Annotated in this window: 14 protein-coding genes and 1 pseudogene; 3 read left to right on the top strand and 12 right to left on the bottom strand. The window is 71.5% G+C overall.

Annotation, left to right across the window (positions count from 1 at the left end; genetic code table 11):
* Nucleotides 1-55: 55 nt before the first annotated feature.
* The 7 genes and pseudogenes from cobA to ABZZ74_RS13720 all read right to left on the bottom strand — a co-directional run bounded on the left by cobA (nt 56) and on the right by ABZZ74_RS13720 (nt 10,760).
* Nucleotides 56-1,288: a uroporphyrinogen-III C-methyltransferase gene (cobA, locus tag ABZZ74_RS13750; RefSeq protein ID WP_356764373.1), complete on the bottom strand. Its 1,233-nt coding sequence runs from the start codon at nt 1,286-1,288 to the stop codon at nt 56-58.
* Nucleotides 1,289-1,432: 144 nt separating this feature from the next.
* Complete coding sequence (gene cobT / locus ABZZ74_RS13745; protein WP_356764371.1) at nt 1,433-5,605, bottom strand: nicotinate-nucleotide--dimethylbenzimidazole phosphoribosyltransferase; 4,173 nt, start codon at nt 5,603-5,605, stop codon at nt 1,433-1,435.
* 390 nt (nt 5,606-5,995) lie between these two features.
* Nucleotides 5,996-7,207: a precorrin-6y C5,15-methyltransferase (decarboxylating) subunit CbiE gene (cbiE, locus tag ABZZ74_RS13740; protein WP_356764369.1), complete on the bottom strand. Its 1,212-nt coding sequence runs from the start codon at nt 7,205-7,207 to the stop codon at nt 5,996-5,998.
* Nucleotides 7,208-7,275: 68 nt separating this feature from the next.
* Nucleotides 7,276-7,914, bottom strand: coding sequence for a GNAT family N-acetyltransferase (locus ABZZ74_RS13735; protein ID WP_356764367.1), 639 nt, complete (start codon nt 7,912-7,914; stop codon nt 7,276-7,278).
* A gap of 162 nt (nt 7,915-8,076) precedes the next feature.
* Nucleotides 8,077-8,914, bottom strand: a pseudogene (locus tag ABZZ74_RS13730) (MetQ/NlpA family ABC transporter substrate-binding protein).
* 77 nt (nt 8,915-8,991) lie between these two features.
* Nucleotides 8,992-9,732 carry a methionine ABC transporter permease gene (locus tag ABZZ74_RS13725; protein WP_356764365.1) on the bottom strand — a complete coding sequence of 247 codons (741 nt, stop codon included), beginning with the start codon at nt 9,730-9,732 and terminating at the stop codon, nt 8,992-8,994.
* A complete protein-coding gene (locus ABZZ74_RS13720) occupies nt 9,729-10,760 on the bottom strand; it encodes an ATP-binding cassette domain-containing protein (RefSeq protein ID WP_356764363.1) in 1,032 nt (343 codons plus the stop codon). Before ABZZ74_RS13720 ends, ABZZ74_RS13725 begins: the two co-directional genes overlap by 4 nt.
* A gap of 362 nt (nt 10,761-11,122) precedes the next feature.
* Between ABZZ74_RS13720 and ABZZ74_RS13715 the strand changes: the two genes are divergently transcribed.
* Nucleotides 11,123-11,482, top strand: coding sequence for a hypothetical protein (locus tag ABZZ74_RS13715; protein WP_133044934.1), 360 nt, complete (start codon nt 11,123-11,125; stop codon nt 11,480-11,482).
* On the top strand, nt 11,463-11,906 hold the full coding sequence (locus ABZZ74_RS13710) for a hypothetical protein (protein ID WP_356764361.1): 444 nt from the start codon (nt 11,463-11,465) through the stop codon (nt 11,904-11,906). Before ABZZ74_RS13715 ends, ABZZ74_RS13710 begins: the two co-directional genes overlap by 20 nt.
* Here the strand turns inward: ABZZ74_RS13710 and ABZZ74_RS13705 are convergent.
* From ABZZ74_RS13705 to ABZZ74_RS13695, 3 genes are all read right to left on the bottom strand, one after another.
* Entirely contained in the window at nt 11,896-12,393 is a 498-nt protein-coding gene (locus ABZZ74_RS13705) for a GNAT family N-acetyltransferase (RefSeq protein WP_356764359.1), read from the bottom strand. The genes ABZZ74_RS13710 and ABZZ74_RS13705 overlap by 11 nt on opposite strands.
* Before the next feature lie 58 nt (nt 12,394-12,451).
* Entirely contained in the window at nt 12,452-12,946 is a 495-nt protein-coding gene (locus ABZZ74_RS13700; RefSeq protein WP_356764357.1) for a sigma-70 family RNA polymerase sigma factor, read from the bottom strand.
* Nucleotides 12,947-13,021: 75 nt separating this feature from the next.
* Nucleotides 13,022-14,185: a glycerophosphodiester phosphodiesterase gene (locus tag ABZZ74_RS13695; RefSeq protein WP_356764355.1), complete on the bottom strand. Its 1,164-nt coding sequence runs from the start codon at nt 14,183-14,185 to the stop codon at nt 13,022-13,024.
* A 328-nt stretch (nt 14,186-14,513) separates the two neighbouring features.
* Here ABZZ74_RS13695 and ABZZ74_RS13690 point away from each other — a divergent pair, with 328 nt between their 5' ends.
* Nucleotides 14,514-15,185 (top strand): lysophospholipid acyltransferase family protein, encoded by a 672-nt coding sequence (locus tag ABZZ74_RS13690; protein ID WP_133045042.1) that lies wholly within the window; start codon nt 14,514-14,516, stop codon nt 15,183-15,185.
* A 55-nt stretch (nt 15,186-15,240) separates the two neighbouring features.
* Here ABZZ74_RS13690 and ABZZ74_RS13685 read toward each other — a convergent pair whose 3' ends face one another.
* On the bottom strand, nt 15,241-16,764 hold the full coding sequence (locus ABZZ74_RS13685; RefSeq protein WP_356764353.1) for an MFS transporter: 1,524 nt from the start codon (nt 16,762-16,764) through the stop codon (nt 15,241-15,243).
* Entirely contained in the window at nt 16,761-17,312 is a 552-nt protein-coding gene (locus ABZZ74_RS13680) for a helix-turn-helix domain-containing protein (protein WP_356764351.1), read from the bottom strand. The genes ABZZ74_RS13685 and ABZZ74_RS13680 overlap by 4 nt, the downstream gene beginning before the upstream one ends.
* Nucleotides 17,313-17,358 lie beyond the last annotated feature (46 nt).

Raw genomic sequence — 17,358 nt, 5'->3', positions numbered from 1 at the left:
CTGCCTTGTCCTGGGTGTGGTGCCAACGGCTCGGAACGGGTTGTGTTACCCGGGGTTACTCGACCGCTCGCGGGCCCACTCCCACGACCTCGCCGATGACGATGACCGACGGCGCCTTCACCTCGTGCGTATGGACCGCCTCCGCGACCGTCGCGAGGGTCGCGTCCACCCGGCGCTGGGCGGCCGTGGTGCCCTCCTGGACCAGGGCGACCGGCGTCGCCGGGTCCTTGCCGTGGGCGACCAGGCTCTCGGCGATCTTCCCGATCTTGTCGACGCCCATGAGGACCACCAGCGTGCCGGACACCTTCGCCAGCGCCGGCCAGTCGATCAGCGACCGCTCGTCGTCGGGGGCGACATGCCCGCTGACCACGGTGAACGCCTGCGCGAGCCCGCGGTGGGTGACCGAGATGCCGGCCGCGCCCGGCACCGAGATCGAGCTGGAAATGCCGGGGACGACCGTGCAGGGGATGCCGGCCTCGGCGAGCGCCTGGATCTCCTCCATGCCGCGGCCGAAGACGAAGGGGTCGCCGCCCTTGAGCCGGACGACCGACCTGCCCTGCTTGGCGTGCTCGATCAGCGCGTTGTTGATGGCCTCCTGGGCCATGAAGCGGCCGTAGGGCAGCTTCGCCGCGTCGATCACCTCGACGTGCGGCGGCAGTTCGGCCAGCAGGTCGCGCGGGCCGAGATGGTCGGCGATGACGACGTCGGCCTCGGCAAGCAGCCGGCGGCCGCGGACGGTGATGAGGTCCGGGTCGCCCGGTCCGCCGCCCACGAGGGCGACGCCGGGTGTGCGGCCGCGGTGGTGCGGGGCGACGAGGGTGCCGTCGCGCAGCCCCTCCACGACCGCGTCGCGGATGGCGGCGGTGCGGCGCGGGTCGGGGCTGTGCGTGTCCGTGGTCAGGACGGCGACGGTGACGCCCTCGCTGTGGCCGGTGGCCGGCGTCCAGGCCGTCGCGGCCTCGGCGTCGTCGGAGCGCACGCACCACACCCGGTGGCGTTCGGCCTCGGCGGAGGCCTGGGTGTTCGCCTCGCGGTCGCCGGTGGCGATGAGGGCGTACCAGGCGTCGGCGAGGTCCCCGTCCTGGTACGGGCGCTTCGCCCAGGTGATCTCCCCCGCGGCCGCCATCGCCTCGACGGAAGGAGTGGCCTCCGGGGAGACGAGCAGGACGTCCGCGCCGGCCGCGATCAGGGCCGGCAGGCGGCGCTGGGCGACTTGGCCGCCACCGAGCACGACCACTTTGCGGCCCAAGAGGCGGAGACCTACGGGGTAGGCGGGGTGTTCGGCCATGAGGTGCGGCTCCTCGTCCTGCTGGCAATGCGATGGGCGCTACGGCGCTGGAGCAGCCCTGACGTGCGGATTTCGGTGATGGGGTTCAGCGTACGGCCGGGGTGGGACGCGCGCAGGAGCGCGTACCCCACCCCGGTACGGGGGCTACTTCTCGGTGACGCCCGCGGAGTCGAACGTCGCCACCTCGTGCATGGCCCGGGCCGTGCTCTGCACCAGCGGCAGGGCCAGCAGGGCGCCCGTGCCCTCGCCGAGCCGGAGGTCGAGGTCGACCAGGGGACGCAGGCCCAGCTTGTTGAGGGCCGCCACATGGCCGGGCTCGGCACTGCGGTGACCGGCGATGCAGGCCGCGAGGACCTCGGGGGCGATGGCGCGGGCCACCAGGGCGGCGGCGCCGGCGCTGACGCCGTCCAGGATGACCGGCGTGCGCAGGGAGGCTCCGCCGAGCAACAGGCCCACCATCGCCGCGTGTTCGAAGCCGCCGATCGCGGCGAGCACGCCGATGGGGTCGGCCGGGTCCGGCTGGTGGAGTTCGATGGCGCGCCGCACGACCTCGGTCTTGCGGGCGAGCGTCTCGTCGTTGATGCCGGTGCCGCGGCCGGTGACCTCGGCGGGGTCGGTGTCCGTGAACACCGAGATGAGCGCGGCGGACGCGGTGGTGTTCGCGATGCCCATCTCGCCGGTCAGCAGCGCCTTGTTGCCGGCCGCCACCAGGTCACGGGCCGTCTCGATGCCGACCTCGATGGCCTGCTTGGCCTCCTCGCGGGTCATGGCGGGACCGGTGGTCATGTCGGACGTTCCGGCGCGGACCTTGCGGGGCAGCAGCCCCGGGGTCGCGGGAAGATCGGCGGCGACACCGACGTCCACGACGCACACCTCGGCGCCGACCTGACCCGCGAAGGCGTTGCAGACCGCTCCGCCGCCGAGGAAGTTGGCCACCATCTGGGCGGTGACCTCCTGCGGCCAGGGGGTCACGCCCTGGGCGTGCACGCCGTGGTCGCCGGCGAAGATCGCGACGGCCGCGGGCTCCGGGATGGGCGGCGGGCACTGGCGAGACAGCCCGGACAACTGGGCGGAGATGATCTCCAGCATGCCGAGCGCGCCGGCCGGCTTGGTCATCCGCTTCTGCCGCTCCCAGGCCTCGCCGAGCGCCTTGGCGTCCAGCGGGCGGATCTGGGCGACGGTCTCGGAGAGCAGGTCGTGCGGCTCCTCACCGGGCAGGGCACGGCGGCCGTACGTCTCCTCGTGCACGACCCAGGACAGCGGACGGCGCTTGGACCAGCCGGCCTGCATCAGTTCGGGCTCGTCGGGGAATTCGTCGACGTAGCCGACGCACAGGTAGGCGATGACCTCCAGATGCTCGGGCAGTCCCAGCGCGCGGACCATCTCCCGCTCGTCGAAGAAGCTGACCCAGCCGACGCCGAGGCCTTCGGCGCGGGCGGCGAGCCAGAGGTTCTCGACGGCGAGCGCGGCGGAGTACGGCGCCATCTGCGGCTGGGTGTGCCGGCCGAGGGTGTGCCGGCCGCCGCGGGTCGGGTCGGCGGTGACGACGATGTTCACCGGGGTGTCGAGGATGGCCTCGATCTTCAGTTCCTTGAACTGCTTCGCCCGCCCCTTGGGGAGCGACTTCGCGTACGCGTCCCGCTGGCGCATGGCCAGTTCGTGCATGCTGCGCCGGGTGTCGGCGGAGCGGATGACGACGAAGTCCCAGGGCTGGGAGTGGCCCACGGACGGGGCTGTGTGCGCGGCCTCCAGGACACGGAGCAGCACCTCGTGCGGGATGGGGTCGTCACGGAAGCCGTTGCGGATGTCGCGGCGCTCGCGCATCACCTTCAGCACGGCCTCGCGCTCGGCGTCGTCGTAGGCGGGCGCGGCCGGGCCGGTGGACTGGCGGACTTCTTCCACTGGGGCCGTGCTCTCTTCCTGGTCGGCGGCCCGGGTGTCCAGGTCGTCCGCGTGCTGTACGAGTTCGGGATCGGCCTCGCGCGGGGCGGGGACCGGCGCGACCGCCTCCGGCGCGTCCTCCGGGGGGAGGGTGAGCGCGTGGGGCGGGGTCGGCGCGAGGTGGGGCGTGGTCGGGACCGAGCCCTCCACAGGGACGAACTGCCCGAGGGACTGGCCGGCTTGGGGCTCCACCGGGATGCCGGAGGGTGGGGTGGGAACGGCAGCGGCCGGGAGCTGCTCTGCGGGGGTGGCCGCGAGGGGCTCCGCCGTGGGGCCGGGCTGCTCCTCGGTGGCCGTTACGGCGGAGTCCACGGCGTCTGTGACGGCTACGGGCTGGGGCGCGTTCGCCGGGTCCGCCGGGTTCACCGCGATGGAAGCGTGGTGCTCCGGGGCGTTCAATACGGGGTCCGGAATCGGGCTCGCGGCCGCTACGACCTGGAGGTCGGCCGGCGTGATCGGCTCTGCGCCCGGGGCGGGCTGTCTGTCCGCGTGCTGGGGCTGCGCGGGGACATCCGTAGAAACCGTGTCCTCGGCCGGCGCCGGAGAACCGTCCGCCGGGTGAGACGTGTGGGGAGCCGCCGGGAACGGGGTGCTCTCCGGAACTTCGGGGGTTACGGCGGCGGTGTCGGGGCCCTGCGCCGGTACGGTCGTGTCGGCTGACCGGGCGGGGGCGAGGTCGGCGGAGTCCGCGGCCTGGCCGGCGTCCGGCGCCATGACCTCCGGCGCCTGGATGGCCTCGACCGCGTCGGACACATCGCCGGGCTCGGGTGCGCCGACGCCACTCACCAGCTCGCTTTCGGGCGCCGCGAGCTGGGCCTCCTCGACCGGCTCGGTTGCCGGAAGCGGCAGGGCCTCCGGGAGCTGACCGGCGTCCGGGCCTGCCTCAACTCCGGTGGCCGCCACGGTCTGCGACGCAGCAGGCGCGGCCTCGTCGGCCGGCCCGCCGTGCGGGTCGCCTTCGGCGAGGGGAGCCGTCTCCGCCTCCGGAACCGAAGCGGTCGTATCGGCCTGTCCGGCGACGACTTGCGGGGTGGGCACAGCGCCCGCGACCGGGTTCCCGGCTTCCGCGGCGCCGGCCGTCACGAGCCCGGCGTCTGCGGAACCCTCCGAGCCGGGCGCGGCAGCGGCAGCGTCTGGGTCTGCGGATGCCACGGCGGACCCGCCGAACGCGACCTCCCCGTCCTGCCCGGAGGGCACACCATGGGCGAGCGCGGCGCTCAGCGCCGACGGGGCGGCGTCACCAGGCGCGGCGCCGTGCCCGGACTCGACGCCATGACCAGGCTCAGCGACCTGACCGGCCTCCGCGCCATGGCCCGGCGCATCCTCGTTTCCGGGCTCCGCAGCGTGACTGAGCACACCACCCTGCCCGGGCTCCACACCTTGGCCCAACACACCGTCCTGGTCGGGCTCCGCACCATCACCAAGCACATCGCCCGGTCCAGGCTCCGCACCGTGACCGAGCACACCGGCCTGCCCGGGCTCCGCACCATGACCAAGCACAGCGCCCTGCTCAGGCTGCGCGCCAAGGCCGAGTTCGCCGGCCTGCGGGCTCAGTCCGCTCGGGCCGCTGTGGTCGTGCGGACCGCTCTCGACACCGTGATCGACGGCGTCGTCCTGCGTGGCAGCAGGCTCCGGACGGCCGATTTCCGCGCCGTGCCCCTCCGCCGCGGCCTGCGTGTTCTCGGCTCCGGCCGGGGCCTGGGCGAACTCGCCCTGTGCGGCGTACCCGGTCTCCTGTCCCTGGACGGCAGTGGCCTCGGTCGTGATGCGGGCCATCACCGCCTGGGCGGCGCCCAGGGGCTCGGCAGGGTGGCCAGGGGACGGAACAACCGTTTCCGCAGCCGGTGCCCCGGGGGCCACCGAGGGCTGGGGCGGAGCGCCCCAGGGGGCCGCGCCCTGCGGGGGTGCGTCGAGGTATTCGGGGCCGACCGTCGGCGGACCGGGGTGGCGGACCGGGGCGCCCGCGGGGCCGCGGTCGGCGAGGGAGCGCACCGGGCTGGCGGACGCGTCGGGGGTGGGCGGGCCGAGGTGCAGCGGGCGGCGCGGGGTGATCGGCGGGATCGGCACGGACGGGGCCGCGGGCGCCGGGGCCGGGTCGGGCAGGCGGACGCCGCCGAGGTCGACCGAGCCGCTGTCGCGGCCAGCCGTCTCGTGCGGGCCCGGCTCGTGCACGGTCTCGACGACCGGCTCGGGCGCGGGCGGGGCGACCTCGTTGCCCCAGGGGCTCTGCGCGCCCGGCAGCAGCAACAGGTCTTCGTCCTCGGCGGTGGTCTCGGAGAGGTAGGTGTACGCACCGTGCGCGGGAACGCCCGGCTGTTCCACCATGCCTGCGTTCTCCGGCAGCCCCTCGCCCGGGACCTGGCCGGTGTCGGTCATGCGTACCCCTCGCCCATCGGTTAGTGCTTCTCGGTCCAGCCACCGGGAACGGCGCACCGACCGCCCCCGCAGTGAAGAACGAGCGTGCGTGCCCAGCGGCACGAACGACCCGCCCGTAAAAGGCGACAAAGCCATTCAGTGGCATTGTCCCGGTCGTCCCCCCGTCGCGACAGCTTGATCCGCGACGGTCCGCTGTGGACTGCGCCACGTTGCGCGTCCTCCGGTTTCGGCGTACCACACCCACCCCAAAAGGGGCGCGTTTTCCGGACATTGGCGAATGAAACGCCGGGCCACCCGGTGCGGTACAACGGTCGGTCAGCCTACCGCGAGCGGTACGACGACCGGATCACCGGGAGGGAAGAAAACAGGATCACTGGGACGGCAGCGGAATCACGGGGTGCGCTCCGGGAGCGCGCCGCTGAGCAGGAAAGCGACGCTCCGCTCCGTCTCCGTCCAGGCCCTGGTGTCGAGTTCGACGGACTGCAGCAGGGCGCACTCGACCCGGTAGCCGTGCTCGGTGAGGTCCCGGCCGATGAGTTCGGCCTCGTCGCGGGTGGCGGCGTGGGTGACGATGCGCTGCGGCCGTCGGTCGGCGACCGCGGAGACCACGGCCGCTCCCCCGCCGCCGACGCGCACGACGTCGGGCTCGGGGAGGTTCTCCAGTACGTGCGGGGCGGTGCCCTGCACGACCTGGACCTGGAGTCCGAAGGCGCGCGCGTTGGCATCGGTCCGTTCGCAGGCGCGCGGGTCGTGGTCGACGGCGATGACGGCGGCCCCGGCGCGGGCGGCCTCGGTGGCGAACGCACCGCTGCCGCAGCCGATGTCCCACACCAGGTCGCCGACGCGCGGGCCGAGCCGGGCGAGTTGGGCGGCGCGCAGCGGTTCCAGTTCGCCCTCGCCCATGAGACCGCCGTAGGCCTCGGCGGGCAGCGTCCAGCCGCGGGGGCCCGCGGCGGGGTCGCGGCCGGCGATCCAGCCACCGCCGTCCGCGGCGCCGGCCGTGCCGCCGACGACAATGACGACGTTCGGGTCGCGCCAGGTGTGGTCGGCGGCCTTGTCGGAGGTGACGACGGTGACCTGTTCGCGTTCGGTGCCGAGTTCCTCGCAGATGACGAAGGTGCGGTGCACGCCCTCCATCAGCAGGCCGAGTTCGGCGGGACCGGCGCCGGGTGAGGTGAGGACGGCGACCTTGGTGTGGGCGCGGCACACGTTCACCGCGCGTCGCAGGGTGCGGCGGTGGGCGACGACCACTTGTGCGTCGTCCCAGGGCATGCCGGCGCGGGCGAAGGCGGCGGCGACGGAGGAGACGGCGGGGACGACCTCGACCTCGAGGCCGAACTCGGGCGCGCGCAGGGTCCGTACGACGCCGAAGAAGCCGGGGTCGCCGTCCGCGATGACGACCGCGGTGCCGCGGTGGCGGGCGACGCGGCGGGCGGCGAGGGCGACGCTGCCGAGCCGGATGCGCTCGGCGTGGGGCGGTACCTCGGGCAGCGCCAGATGGTGGGCGGCACCGGCCACCAGGGTCGCGGCGCCCAGGGCGGAGCGTGCCGCGGCGGTCAGCGGCGATCCGTCCCACCCGATCACCGTGACGCGGTCGGCCATAGTCGTCGGTCTCCAGGGGATTTACGCAGGTCGGGCTCCGTGAGGGTACCTCTCGGAGCCCTCAGGGTTCAGTTCCAGTCGGTGAAGGAGGTGAAACCACCGGTGTCGGCCAGTTGTTCACTGACTCCGGCGAGGTCCTCCGGCAGGAGGCTCCAGACGATGACGTCGGTGCGTACGTCGGCCCACTCGCCGTCGCCGGTCCTGGCACGGGCTATCCAGGCGTTGCGCAGGATGCCCTCGCTGATGCAGCCGATCTTCTGGGCCACCTGCTGGGAGGCGGTGTTGTCGGCGGCGGTGCGCAGCTCCAGGCGCTCGAACTTCTGGTCCTGGAAGAGCCACTGGGCGGTGACGAGCGCGGCTTCCGAGGCGTAGCCCTCGCCACGGGCCCAGGGGGCGATGACGTAGGCGATCTCGGTGGAGCGGACGCGCCAGTCCGTGTTCTGGAGGTGCACAATGCCGACGAGGCGTTGGGTGAGGAACTCCGTCACCGCGAAGACGATGCCACGGCCCTCGGTCCGTTCGGCCGGGGCGAGTTGGGTGGCCCAGCGGCGGGCGTCGGCCTCGGTGTAGGGGTTCGGGGCGGAGGTCCAGGCGACGACCTGCTCGTCGTTCATCATCTCGACCAGCGCGGACGTGTCGTCCTCGTCGAATGGACGCAGCACCAACCGCTCCGTGCTGATGGAGATGTTGGGGAAGGTGCTCGCCATGCGCCGCTCCGTAACCGCTGGAAAATGTTCAGGGCCTGCTGAACTGCCCAGCATGCAGCATGGCCCCCCGGAACCGCACCACGGGGTCCACTGCAAGTAAGCGAGTGGACCCCGTGCGTGCCGATACGCCGTATACGTGCCGTCGGCAGAGAACGCCCCGGCTCAGAAGGACGGGATGACCGAGCCCTGGTACTTGTCCTCGATGAACTTCTTCACCTCGGGCGAGGTGAGCAGCGTGGCGAGCTTCTTCACCCGCGGGTCCTTCTCGTTGCCCTTCTTCACCGCGAGGAAGTTGCCGTACGGGCTGTTCTTCGCGGACTCCAGGACGAGCGCGTCCTTGGCGGGCTTGATGCCCGCGGAGATGGCGTAGTTGCCGTTGACGACGGCGGCGTCCACGTCGTCCAGGGAGCGCGCGGTCTGGGCCGCCTCGACTTCCTTGAACTTCAGGTTCTTGGGGTTCTTGGCGATGTCCTGCGGGGTCGCCTCGTTGCCGGCGCCGTCCTTGAGCGTGATGAGGCCGTTCGCGGCGAGCAGCTTGAGGGCGCGGGCCTCGTTCACCGCGTCGTTCGGGACGGCGATCGTCGCGCCGCTCTTGAGGGCGTCGGCCTTCTTGACCTTGTGGGAGTAGAGGCCGAGCGGCTCCAGGTGCACCGTGACGACGGGCACGATGTGGGTGCCGCGCTTGGTGTTGAAGTCGTCGAGGTAGGGCTGGTTCTGGAAGTAGTTGGCGTCGACGGAGCCGTCCTCGGTGGCGGTGTTCGGGACGATGTAGTCCTGGAACTCCTTGACCTCCAGGTCCAGTCCGGCCTTCTTCGCCAGGTTGTCCTTCACGTAGTTCAGGATCTCGGCGTGCGGGGTGGGGCTCGCGGCGACGACCAGCGGTCCGCTGTAGTCGGAGGAGCTCGATGCCGAGTCCGGAGCCCGAGCCGCAGGCGGTGAGCCCGAAGGTGAGGGCTCCGGCGGCGAGGACGGCGGTGCTGAGCTTTGCGGTGTTACGCACGAAAAGTGCCTTTCCTTTTGGGTGCAGCGACCCCGCGGTCGGTGGTGCGGGGAGTCTGAGAGGGGCGCCGGCGGCGCCTACGCGACCTTGCCGACGTCGGCCGCGCCCGGCTCCTCGGCCTTCAGCAGCCGCAGCTTCGGCGCGGGTCCGGAGCGTCCGCCCCGGGAGTGCAGCGAGCGGGCCGCGAAGTCGCCGGCGAACTGGATGACGGAGATGACCACGGCGAGGATCGCCACGGTGATCCCCATCAGCTCGGTCTCGAAGCGCTGGTAGCCGTAGCGGATGGCGATGTCGCCGAGTCCGCCGGCGCCGACCGTGCCGGCCATGGCGGAGTAGCCGATGAGGGCGACGATGGTGGTGGTGGTGGTGCTGGCGATCAGCGAGGGCAGGGCCTCCGGTACGAGGACCTTGCGGACGATCGTCCAGGTGTCGCCGCCCATCGACTGCACGGCCTCGACGAGCCCGCCGTCCACTTCGCGGACAGCCGTCTCGACCAGGCGGGCGAAGAACGGGATGGCACCGATGGCCAGAGGCACGATGGCGGCCTCGCGGCCGATGGTCGTGCCGGTGATCCAGCGGGTGAAGGTCATCAGCGCGACCATGAGGATGATGAACGGCATCGAGCGGGCGATGTTCACGACCTGCCCGATGACCTTGTTGGCGAGGACGTTCTGCAGCAGTCCGCCCCGGTCGGTGAGGACGAGCAGGATGCCGAGCGGAAGCCCGCCGACGACGGCGATCAGGGTGGACCAGCCGACCATGTAGAGGGTGTCCCAACACGCCTGGGACAGCAGGGGCTGCATCTCGGACCAGGTCACTTGGCACCTTCCTTCACCAGCTGGGGCGCGCCCACGATGTCGATCTGCAGGCCCTGTTCGCGCAGGAAGCCGATCGGTACGACGTTGTCCTCGTAGCGGCCGGGCAGTTCGATGCGCATCCGGCCGACCTGGAGGCCGCCGACGGTGTCGATGGCGGCGCCGAGGATCGATATGTCGATGTTGTAGGTGCGCGAGAGCTGGGAGATGACGGGCCGCGTGGCGGCCTCGCCCTGGAAGGTGACGTCGACGACCGTGCCGTCCTCGCCGGTGGCGTCGCCGCCGACCGGGAAGAGCGCGGAGGCCAGTTCGGAGCCGGGGGTGGCGAGCAGTTCGCCGACCGTGCCGGACTCGACGATGCGGCCGTTCTCCATCAGCGCGGCCGAGTCGCAGACCGACTTCACGACGTCCATCTCGTGGGTGATGAGCAGGACGGTGAGGCCGAGCTGCCGGTTGAGGTCGCGCAGGAGCTGAAGGATGGAGCGGGTGGTCTCCGGGTCGAGGGCGCTGGTGGCCTCGTCGGACAGCAGCACCTTGGGGTCGCCGGCCAGGGCGCGGGCGATGCCGACGCGCTGCTTCTGGCCGCCGGACAGCTGGGCGGGGTAGGCGCTCGCCTTGTCGGCGAGGCCGACGAGGTCCAGCAGTTCCAGCGCCTTGCGCGAGCGCTCCCGGCCGGAGGTGCCGAGGATCTCCAGGGGCAGTTCGACGTTGCCCTGGACGGTGCGCGAGGAGAGCAGGTTGAAGTGCTGGAAGACCATGCCGATACGGCTGCGCGCCCGCCGCAGCTCCTTGCCGGCCCGGGGACCGCGTCCCGCGAGGGCGGTGAGGTCCTGACCGGCGACGGTGACCGTGCCGGAGGTCGGGCGTTCCAGCAGGTTGACGCAGCGGATGAGGGAGGACTTGCCGGCGCCTGACTGGCCGATGACGCCGTACACCTCGCCTTCGCGGACATTCAGGTCGACGCCGTCCAGGGCGGTGACCTCACGGCCGCGTGAGCGGTAGACCTTGGTCAGGCCTGAAGTCGTGATCACTGGGGTTTTCCGTCACTGTCGAGTACGCGGGCGTGGGTGTGCCCGGGTACGGGAGGAAAGTCGTGCGCGGGGCGGGTCGGTCACACGCGTCGCTCAGGACGCGGGGACATGCCGCGGCGGCTCGCTTCGGGGCGCGAGACTCGAGGTGGTGCGGGGGCCCTCTAGAAGGCGCACATTCGACACATACAACGAGCACCGGGCGTCATGGTCGCCTCGGTCGCATGGGTGCGGCAGCTCGTCGTGGTCATGCGATCAGTAAAGCAGAGGTATGGGAGCGACCAAGAACGCGTTGTCCACATGGCGGACAGTGCTGGACAGGGGTCGGCGGCGACGGACCATTTCCGCCGTAATAAGGTCACGACATGCTCACCGTCCTGACCCTGGTGACCGGGGTCGCCGCGCTGCTGCTCGCCGCCTGGTGCGGCTGGGCCGCCTATCGGGACCAGCCGACCAAGGACTGGCACTTCATCGGCATGGCCGTGGTGTCGCTGCTGGCCGTGGTGCAGCTGGTGGTCGGGATCGTGCTGCTGGCGCGCGGCGAGAAGCCGGAGCAGGGGACGACGATTTTCGTGGCGTATCTGCTGGGCGCCTTCGCGTGCGTTCCGGCGGCGGGCTTCATGTCGCTCGCGGAGCGCACCCGCTGGGGTTCGGTGACGGTGGCCGCCGGCGGTGTGGTGCTGGCCGTGCTCGAGGTGCGGCTCTATGACATCTGGGGAGGCTGAGGTGGCCGTGACGGAGGAGAAGCCGACCAGGACACGGTTGATCAGCGGGCCGGGCATGCTGCTCGTCTGGTTCTACGGCGTGATGGTCGTCGGTGCGGTCTCGCGCTCCGTCTACCAGATCGCGACCGAGTTCGACCGGGCCCCGCTCGCCTACTCGCTGTCCGCCGTCGCCGGCGTCGTCTACGGCTTCATCACGTACACGCTGGTGCGCGGCGGGGAGACGGCCCGCAAGGCGGCGCAGATCTGCTGCGCCGCCGAACTCGCGGGCGTGCTGATCGTCGGCACCTGGACGCTGGTCGACAAGTCGGCCTTCCCGGACGCGACGGTGTGGTCGGACTACGGCATGGGGTACGTCTTCATCCCGGTGCTGCTGCCGATCTCGGCGCTGTACTGGCTGCGCAGGAACCGCGCCGTCACGCCGTAGTGACGTAGGCCTCGGCCGGCTTCTCCAGGACGATCATCGGTACGCCGTCGGCACCCTGGGAGGTACCGACCGTCTCGTAGCCGACGCGGCGGTACAGGCGGAGGTTGCCCTCGCTGCGGTGACCGGTGTGCAGCCGGAACCGCTTGGCGCCGCGCTCCTCCACCAGGGCCGTCTCGGCGGCGCGCAGCAGCCGCGCGCCGATGCCGTGGCCCTGCAGACGGGGGTGGACGCAGAGCTTGCCGATGGAGGCGGAGCCGTCCTCGGTGACGTGGCCGCGCACCGAGCCGACCACCTCCTCGCCGAGGCGCGCGACGAAGACGCAGTCGGAGGCCACCTCCTGGCGGACCGAGTCCAGACTCTGGACGAGCGGGTCGATGCGGTAGTTGCCGTACAGCGCCGCCTCGCTCTGGAAGCACAGGTACTGCAGCCTGAAGATCTGCTCCACGTCCTGCTCGGTCGCCACCGAGATGGTCACGCTCATGCCCATGTGCGCACGCCTCCCGCTCACCTGATCGCCACGTTGTCCCTCACTCCTATCCCCGCGCTCAGCGGGCCGCAACCTCCGATGTGAGCAAACGGCGAAGACATCCCAGACATCTGGAGCGTTCCGGGCCGAGACTTCCTTGTGAGATACCCAACTCCCCCGCGATTTCCCGGTATGTCAGGTCTTTCGGCGAGAGCAGCGCCTCCAGCAGACGCGGACAGCGCCCGGGAAGGCGGCGGACCGCGTCCCGCAGGGCCCGCCCGCGGGCGGCGGCGAGGGCGAGGTGCTCGGGGTCACGGCCGGTGTCGTCCACGGGATCATCGGCGTACGGTCTTTCGCGACGGTTCGTGCGGCGGCTGCGGCGCACCTCGGATCGGACGGCCCGGCGCAGCCAGCCGTGCGGGTCGCGGGGCGGCCCGGCGGAGTCGAGGCGCTCCAGCAGGCGGAGCCAGACCGCCTGTTCCAGGTCGGCGGGTTCCGTACCGGAGGCATGCGCCTCCGCCGAGGCCTCGGCGGTGAGCAGGGGGCGCAGGGTGGCGACGAGATCGTGCGTCATATGCGGCACGACGCGGCCGCCCGGGCGGTGGGTTGCCCGGGCGGCCGGCTGTTCACCCCAACCGGGGCCGGACGCTCATCCGTTGACGAAGTCGGCGCGGGCCAGCACGCCCGTGTCGGCGTTGTCGGTGAAGACGCCGTCGATGCCGGTGGCGAAGTAGGCCTTGAAGGCGCCGAAGGGGTCGCCGTAGCCGTCGGCGGCCGTGCCCTTGCGGAACTCGGCGGGCAGGAACGGGTTCTCGTTGCGCATCGTGTAGGGGTGCAGGATCAGGCCGACCTTGTGCGCGTCGGAGACCAGGGTGGTCGGCTTGTCGAGGCTGCCGTCCGCCTTCTTGGTGATGATCAGGTCGAGGGTCGGGCCGAGGCCCTGCGCGTAGCCCGCGATCTCCCTGAGCCCCTTGGGGGTGATCAGGTCGGCGACGGTGCGCGGGTCACCGGCCTCGACGAAGTCCCAGGGGCGGGTGCCCGCCGCCGAGAGCAGGACGACCAGCGGGTTGTCGACCAGCGTGTTCAGCCGCTGGATGCTGCTCGGCTCGAAGGACTGCAGGATGACCGGCGAGTTCCGCTTGTCCTTGCCGTACTTGTGCAGCAGCTTGGCGACCCGTTCCTCCAGGCCAAGGCCCAGCTTGCGGAAGTAGGTGGGGTGCTTGGTCTCGGGGTAGATCCAGACCTGCTTGCCGCGCTTGCGGGTCTGCTCGTCCTGCCACTTCAGGACTTCCTCGAAGGTGGGGATCTCCCAGCGGCCGTTGTAGAGGGTGTTGTGCGGGCGGTTGGCCGGGATGCGCTCGATCGCGCGCAGCGTCTTCAGCTCGGCGAGCGTGAAGTCCTCGGTGAACCAGCCGGTGGTGGAGACGCCGTCGAGGACCTTGGTGGTCTTGCGGTCGGCGAACTCGGGGTGGTCGGCGACGTTCGTCGTCCCGCCGATCTCCGGCTCGTGCCGGCACACCAGATGCCCGTCCTTGGTGGGCACCAGGTCGCCGGCCTCGACGATGTCGGCACCCAGGTCGAGGGCGAGGTTGTAGGAGCCGAAGGTGTGCTCGGGCCGGTAGCCGCTGGCGCCGCGGTGCCCGATGATCGTCGGCTTGGGCAGGCTCTTCAATCCGCCGCCGGTGCGCCCCGCGCCCGCCGCTCTCGCCGTGCCGGACAGGCCCAGTACGGCTCCGCCCGCGCCCAGCACCGCCGCGCCGAGGAGCGCGCGCCGCCCGGTGCCGCCTGTCTGCTCGTTCTCCTGCGTTCCCATGAGCGCCTCCCCTGGCGTCGGCCCGTCGTCTGTGTCCGGCGCGATGGTAGGTGGGTCGACATGACGCGAGGGAGGCCTGAACCGGAACAGGCGGGTGACTCGGAATGTCGTAAGCCGTAAGGAGGACGCGTCTAACCGGGCGACTTCCGTCACACGGTTCCGGGCCGGTTACGGGCCGGAAACGCGGTGTCACCGCAGGTGAGCCGACGTCAACAGTGCGTAAGACCTCGGTGAACGCCGTGTCCCCGATGTGCACGAGGCCGGGGACCGCGAGTATCGTCCTCACCTGCACAGACTCATAAAGAACCGCTTGACACCGGAGGGCCCGTTGTCCCGCTTCGCGCTCATCAAGGCAGTGCTCGGACCGATCATGCGCCTGATGTTCCGCCCACAGGTGGAGGGCGTGGAGCACATCCCGGGCGACGGCCCGGTCATCCTGGCCGGCAACCACCTCACGTTCATCGACTCGATGATCCTTCCGCTCGTCTGCGACCGGCAGGTGTTCTTCATCGGCAAGGACGAGTACGTCACCGGCAAGACCCTCAAGGGACGGCTGATGGCCTGGTTCTTCACCGGGGTCGGCATGATCCCGGTGGACCGCGACGGCGGTCGCGGCGGCGTGGCCGCGTTGATGACCGGGCGGCGCGTGCTGGAGGAGGGCAAGGTCTTCGGGATCTACCCGGAGGGCACGCGGTCCCCCGACGGGCGGCTGTACCGCGGGCGTACGGGTATCGCGCGCCTCACCCTGATGACCGGTGCGCCCGTCGTTCCCTTCGCGATGATCGGCACGGACAAGTTGCAGCCGGGGGGCGCGGGTATGCCGCGGCCGGGGAAGGTGACCGTTCGTTTCGGTGAGGCGATGGAGTTCTCGCGGTACGACGGGATGGACCGGGACCGGTATGTGCTGCGGGCCGTGACGGATTCCGTGATGGCTGAGGTCATGCGGTTGTCGGGGCAGGAGTACGTGGACATGTATGCGACCAAGGCGAAAGCCGCTTAACGGTTCGTTGTCGGGTGCGGGTGTGTGGGGGTTGTTCGCGCAGTTCCCCGCGCCCCTAAGCGGCGTTGTCCAGCCGTTGGCCTCGGAGCATGAACCATGCTGCGATCGCCGTGGCAATCAGGACCGCCGCGCCTGCTCCAGCCGCGAGGGACAGGCCTTGCACGAACGCCTCCCGCGCCGAAGACAGCAGTCGCTCAGCAGTGTCGTCAGGCATGCCCGCCGCCGCTTCCACCGCTCCCCCAAGTGATTCGTGTGCCCCTGAAGGTGTGCCCGGCGGGGACGGGAAGCCTCGGTACACGCCCGTCACGATCGTGCCCAGGATCGCGATGCCCAGGGCCGCGCCCAGTTCGTAGGCCGTTTCCGAGACCGCGGAGGCCGCGCCTGCCTGGTCCTTCGGTACGGCGGAGAGGATGACGTCGGCCGTGACCGTGAAGGAGAAGCCGGCGCCGACGCCCACGACGAGCAGGGCCGTGCCGAGCAGGGGGTAGCCGGTCGACTCGGCGATCAGGGTCAGGGCGGCCAGGGCCAGGCCCACCGCCGCGAGGCCGCCAGAGACCACCGCGCGGACCGAGAAGCGGCGAGCCGCCCGGCCCGCGACCAGGCCCGCCGCCACCGCGCCCACCGCGGCGGGGAGTTCGGCCAGGCCCGCCTCGAACGGGCGCCTGCCCTGCACCAGTTGGAGGTACTGGGAGAGGAAGAAGACCAGGCCCGACATGCCGAGGATGGTCAGCAGGTCGGCCAGGACCGCGGCGCTGAAGCCCCGGTTGCGGAACAGGCGCATGTCCAGCAGCGGGGTGGCGAGGGTGAGCTGGCGCCGGACGAACCAGGTCAGGGCCGCCGCGCCGAGGGCGCCCGCGGCGAGGGTCGGCCACGTGAAGCCGTGGGTCGCCGCCTCCTTGACCGCGTAGACGACGCCGATCACGCCGATCAGCGACAGGGCGACGCTGGTCAGGTCCCAGGGGCCCGGGCGGGGGTTCTTCGACTCCGGCAGGGTGCGGATGCCCACCAGGACCAGGACCGCCATCACGGGCAGGTTGATCAGGAAGACCGAGCCCCACCAGAAGTGTCCGAGCAGGAAACCGCCGGCGATCGGGCCGACCGCCGTGCCCGCGGAGGCCGTCGCGCCCCAGATGCCGATCGCGAGGCTGCGCTCGCGCGGGTCGTGGAAGAGGTTGCGGATCAGGGCGAGGGTCGCGGGCATGAGCGTCGCGCCCGCGACGCCGAGCAGGGCGCGGGCCAGGATGAGCAACTCGGGTGTCGTGGCATAGGCGTTGAGGACGGATATCGCGCCGAACGCCGTGGCGCCGCAGAGCAGGATCCGCTTGCGGCCGATGCGGTCGCCGAGGCTGCCCATCGAGACGAGCAGACCGGCGATGACGAAGGAGTAGACGTCGCCGATCCAGAGGAGCTGGGTGCCCGTGGGCCTCAGGTCCTCACTGATGTACGGGGTCGCGAGACCGAGGACGGTCGCGTCGACGGCCACCAACAGCACGGCGAGCACGAGGACGGACAGCGCGAGCCAGCGGCCCGGGCGCTTCACCGCCTCGGTCGTGGTCGCCGGCTGCAGGGTGCTGGTCATGATTCCTCTCTCCGCAGTGCGCCACCGAGCAGCAGCTCGGTGATCATGAAAGTGAAGTCCTTGCGGGCCACCCGGCCCTCCATCACGGCCCAGGCGCCGGAGGCCAGCAGGCCGTACAGCGCCTCGGTGAGCCAGGCGGGGGTGAGGTCAATGCGGAAGGCGCCGCTTTCCTGTCCGCGCCGGAACAGCGCGGAGATGCGGTCGTCGATCCGGGTCCAGCCGGCGTTCTGCTCCTCCCGCTCGAACAGCTGGTTCTCGGTGTAGAGGAAGGCGAGCAGGGCGGCCGCCGGCTCGATCGCCACGACCATCCGCCGTACGGCGTCGCCCGCCGGGCCCTCGTCCATGCGGGCCTCGTCCAGGGCCGCCTCGCACTCGGCGATCCCGAGCGACTCCAGCGCCCGTACGAGAGCGTCGCGCCCCGCGAAGGTGCGGTGCAGGGTGGCGCGGCTGATCCCAGCCGCCTTCGCGACCTCGTCCATCGTCGCGGTGGACTTGCGGGTCAGCAGGGCCGCGGCGGAGCGCAGGACGTGGTCACGGTCGACAGTCATGAGACAAGCCTAGCCCACGTGAGACATCTTTGTCTCATTCAATGCG

The sequence above is a fragment of the Streptomyces sp. NPDC006476 genome, assembly GCF_040612015.1.
In the GTDB taxonomy this organism is placed as follows: Bacteria; Actinomycetota; Actinomycetes; order Streptomycetales; family Streptomycetaceae; genus Streptomyces; species Streptomyces griseorubiginosus_B.
This window is presented reverse-complemented; position numbering and strand designations above follow the sequence as displayed.

Coding starts and splice junctions, on each gene's coding strand:
- ABZZ74_RS13680 (WP_356764351.1), bottom strand. CDS start 17,312: ATGACTGTCGACCGTGACCACGTCCTGCGCTCCGCCGCGGCCCTGCTG.
- cobT (WP_356764371.1), bottom strand. CDS start 5,605: ATGACCGACACCGGCCAGGTCCCGGGCGAGGGGCTGCCGGAGAACGCA.
- ABZZ74_RS13715 (WP_133044934.1), top strand. CDS start 11,123: ATGCTCACCGTCCTGACCCTGGTGACCGGGGTCGCCGCGCTGCTGCTC.
- ABZZ74_RS13685 (WP_356764353.1), bottom strand. CDS start 16,764: ATGACCAGCACCCTGCAGCCGGCGACCACGACCGAGGCGGTGAAGCGC.
- cobA (WP_356764373.1), bottom strand. CDS start 1,288: ATGGCCGAACACCCCGCCTACCCCGTAGGTCTCCGCCTCTTGGGCCGC.
- ABZZ74_RS13735 (WP_356764367.1), bottom strand. CDS start 7,914: ATGGCGAGCACCTTCCCCAACATCTCCATCAGCACGGAGCGGTTGGTG.
- cbiE (WP_356764369.1), bottom strand. CDS start 7,207: ATGGCCGACCGCGTCACGGTGATCGGGTGGGACGGATCGCCGCTGACC.
- ABZZ74_RS13700 (WP_356764357.1), bottom strand. CDS start 12,946: ATGACGCACGATCTCGTCGCCACCCTGCGCCCCCTGCTCACCGCCGAG.
- ABZZ74_RS13705 (WP_356764359.1), bottom strand. CDS start 12,393: ATGGGCATGAGCGTGACCATCTCGGTGGCGACCGAGCAGGACGTGGAG.
- ABZZ74_RS13710 (WP_356764361.1), top strand. CDS start 11,463: ATGACATCTGGGGAGGCTGAGGTGGCCGTGACGGAGGAGAAGCCGACC.
- ABZZ74_RS13695 (WP_356764355.1), bottom strand. CDS start 14,185: ATGGGAACGCAGGAGAACGAGCAGACAGGCGGCACCGGGCGGCGCGCG.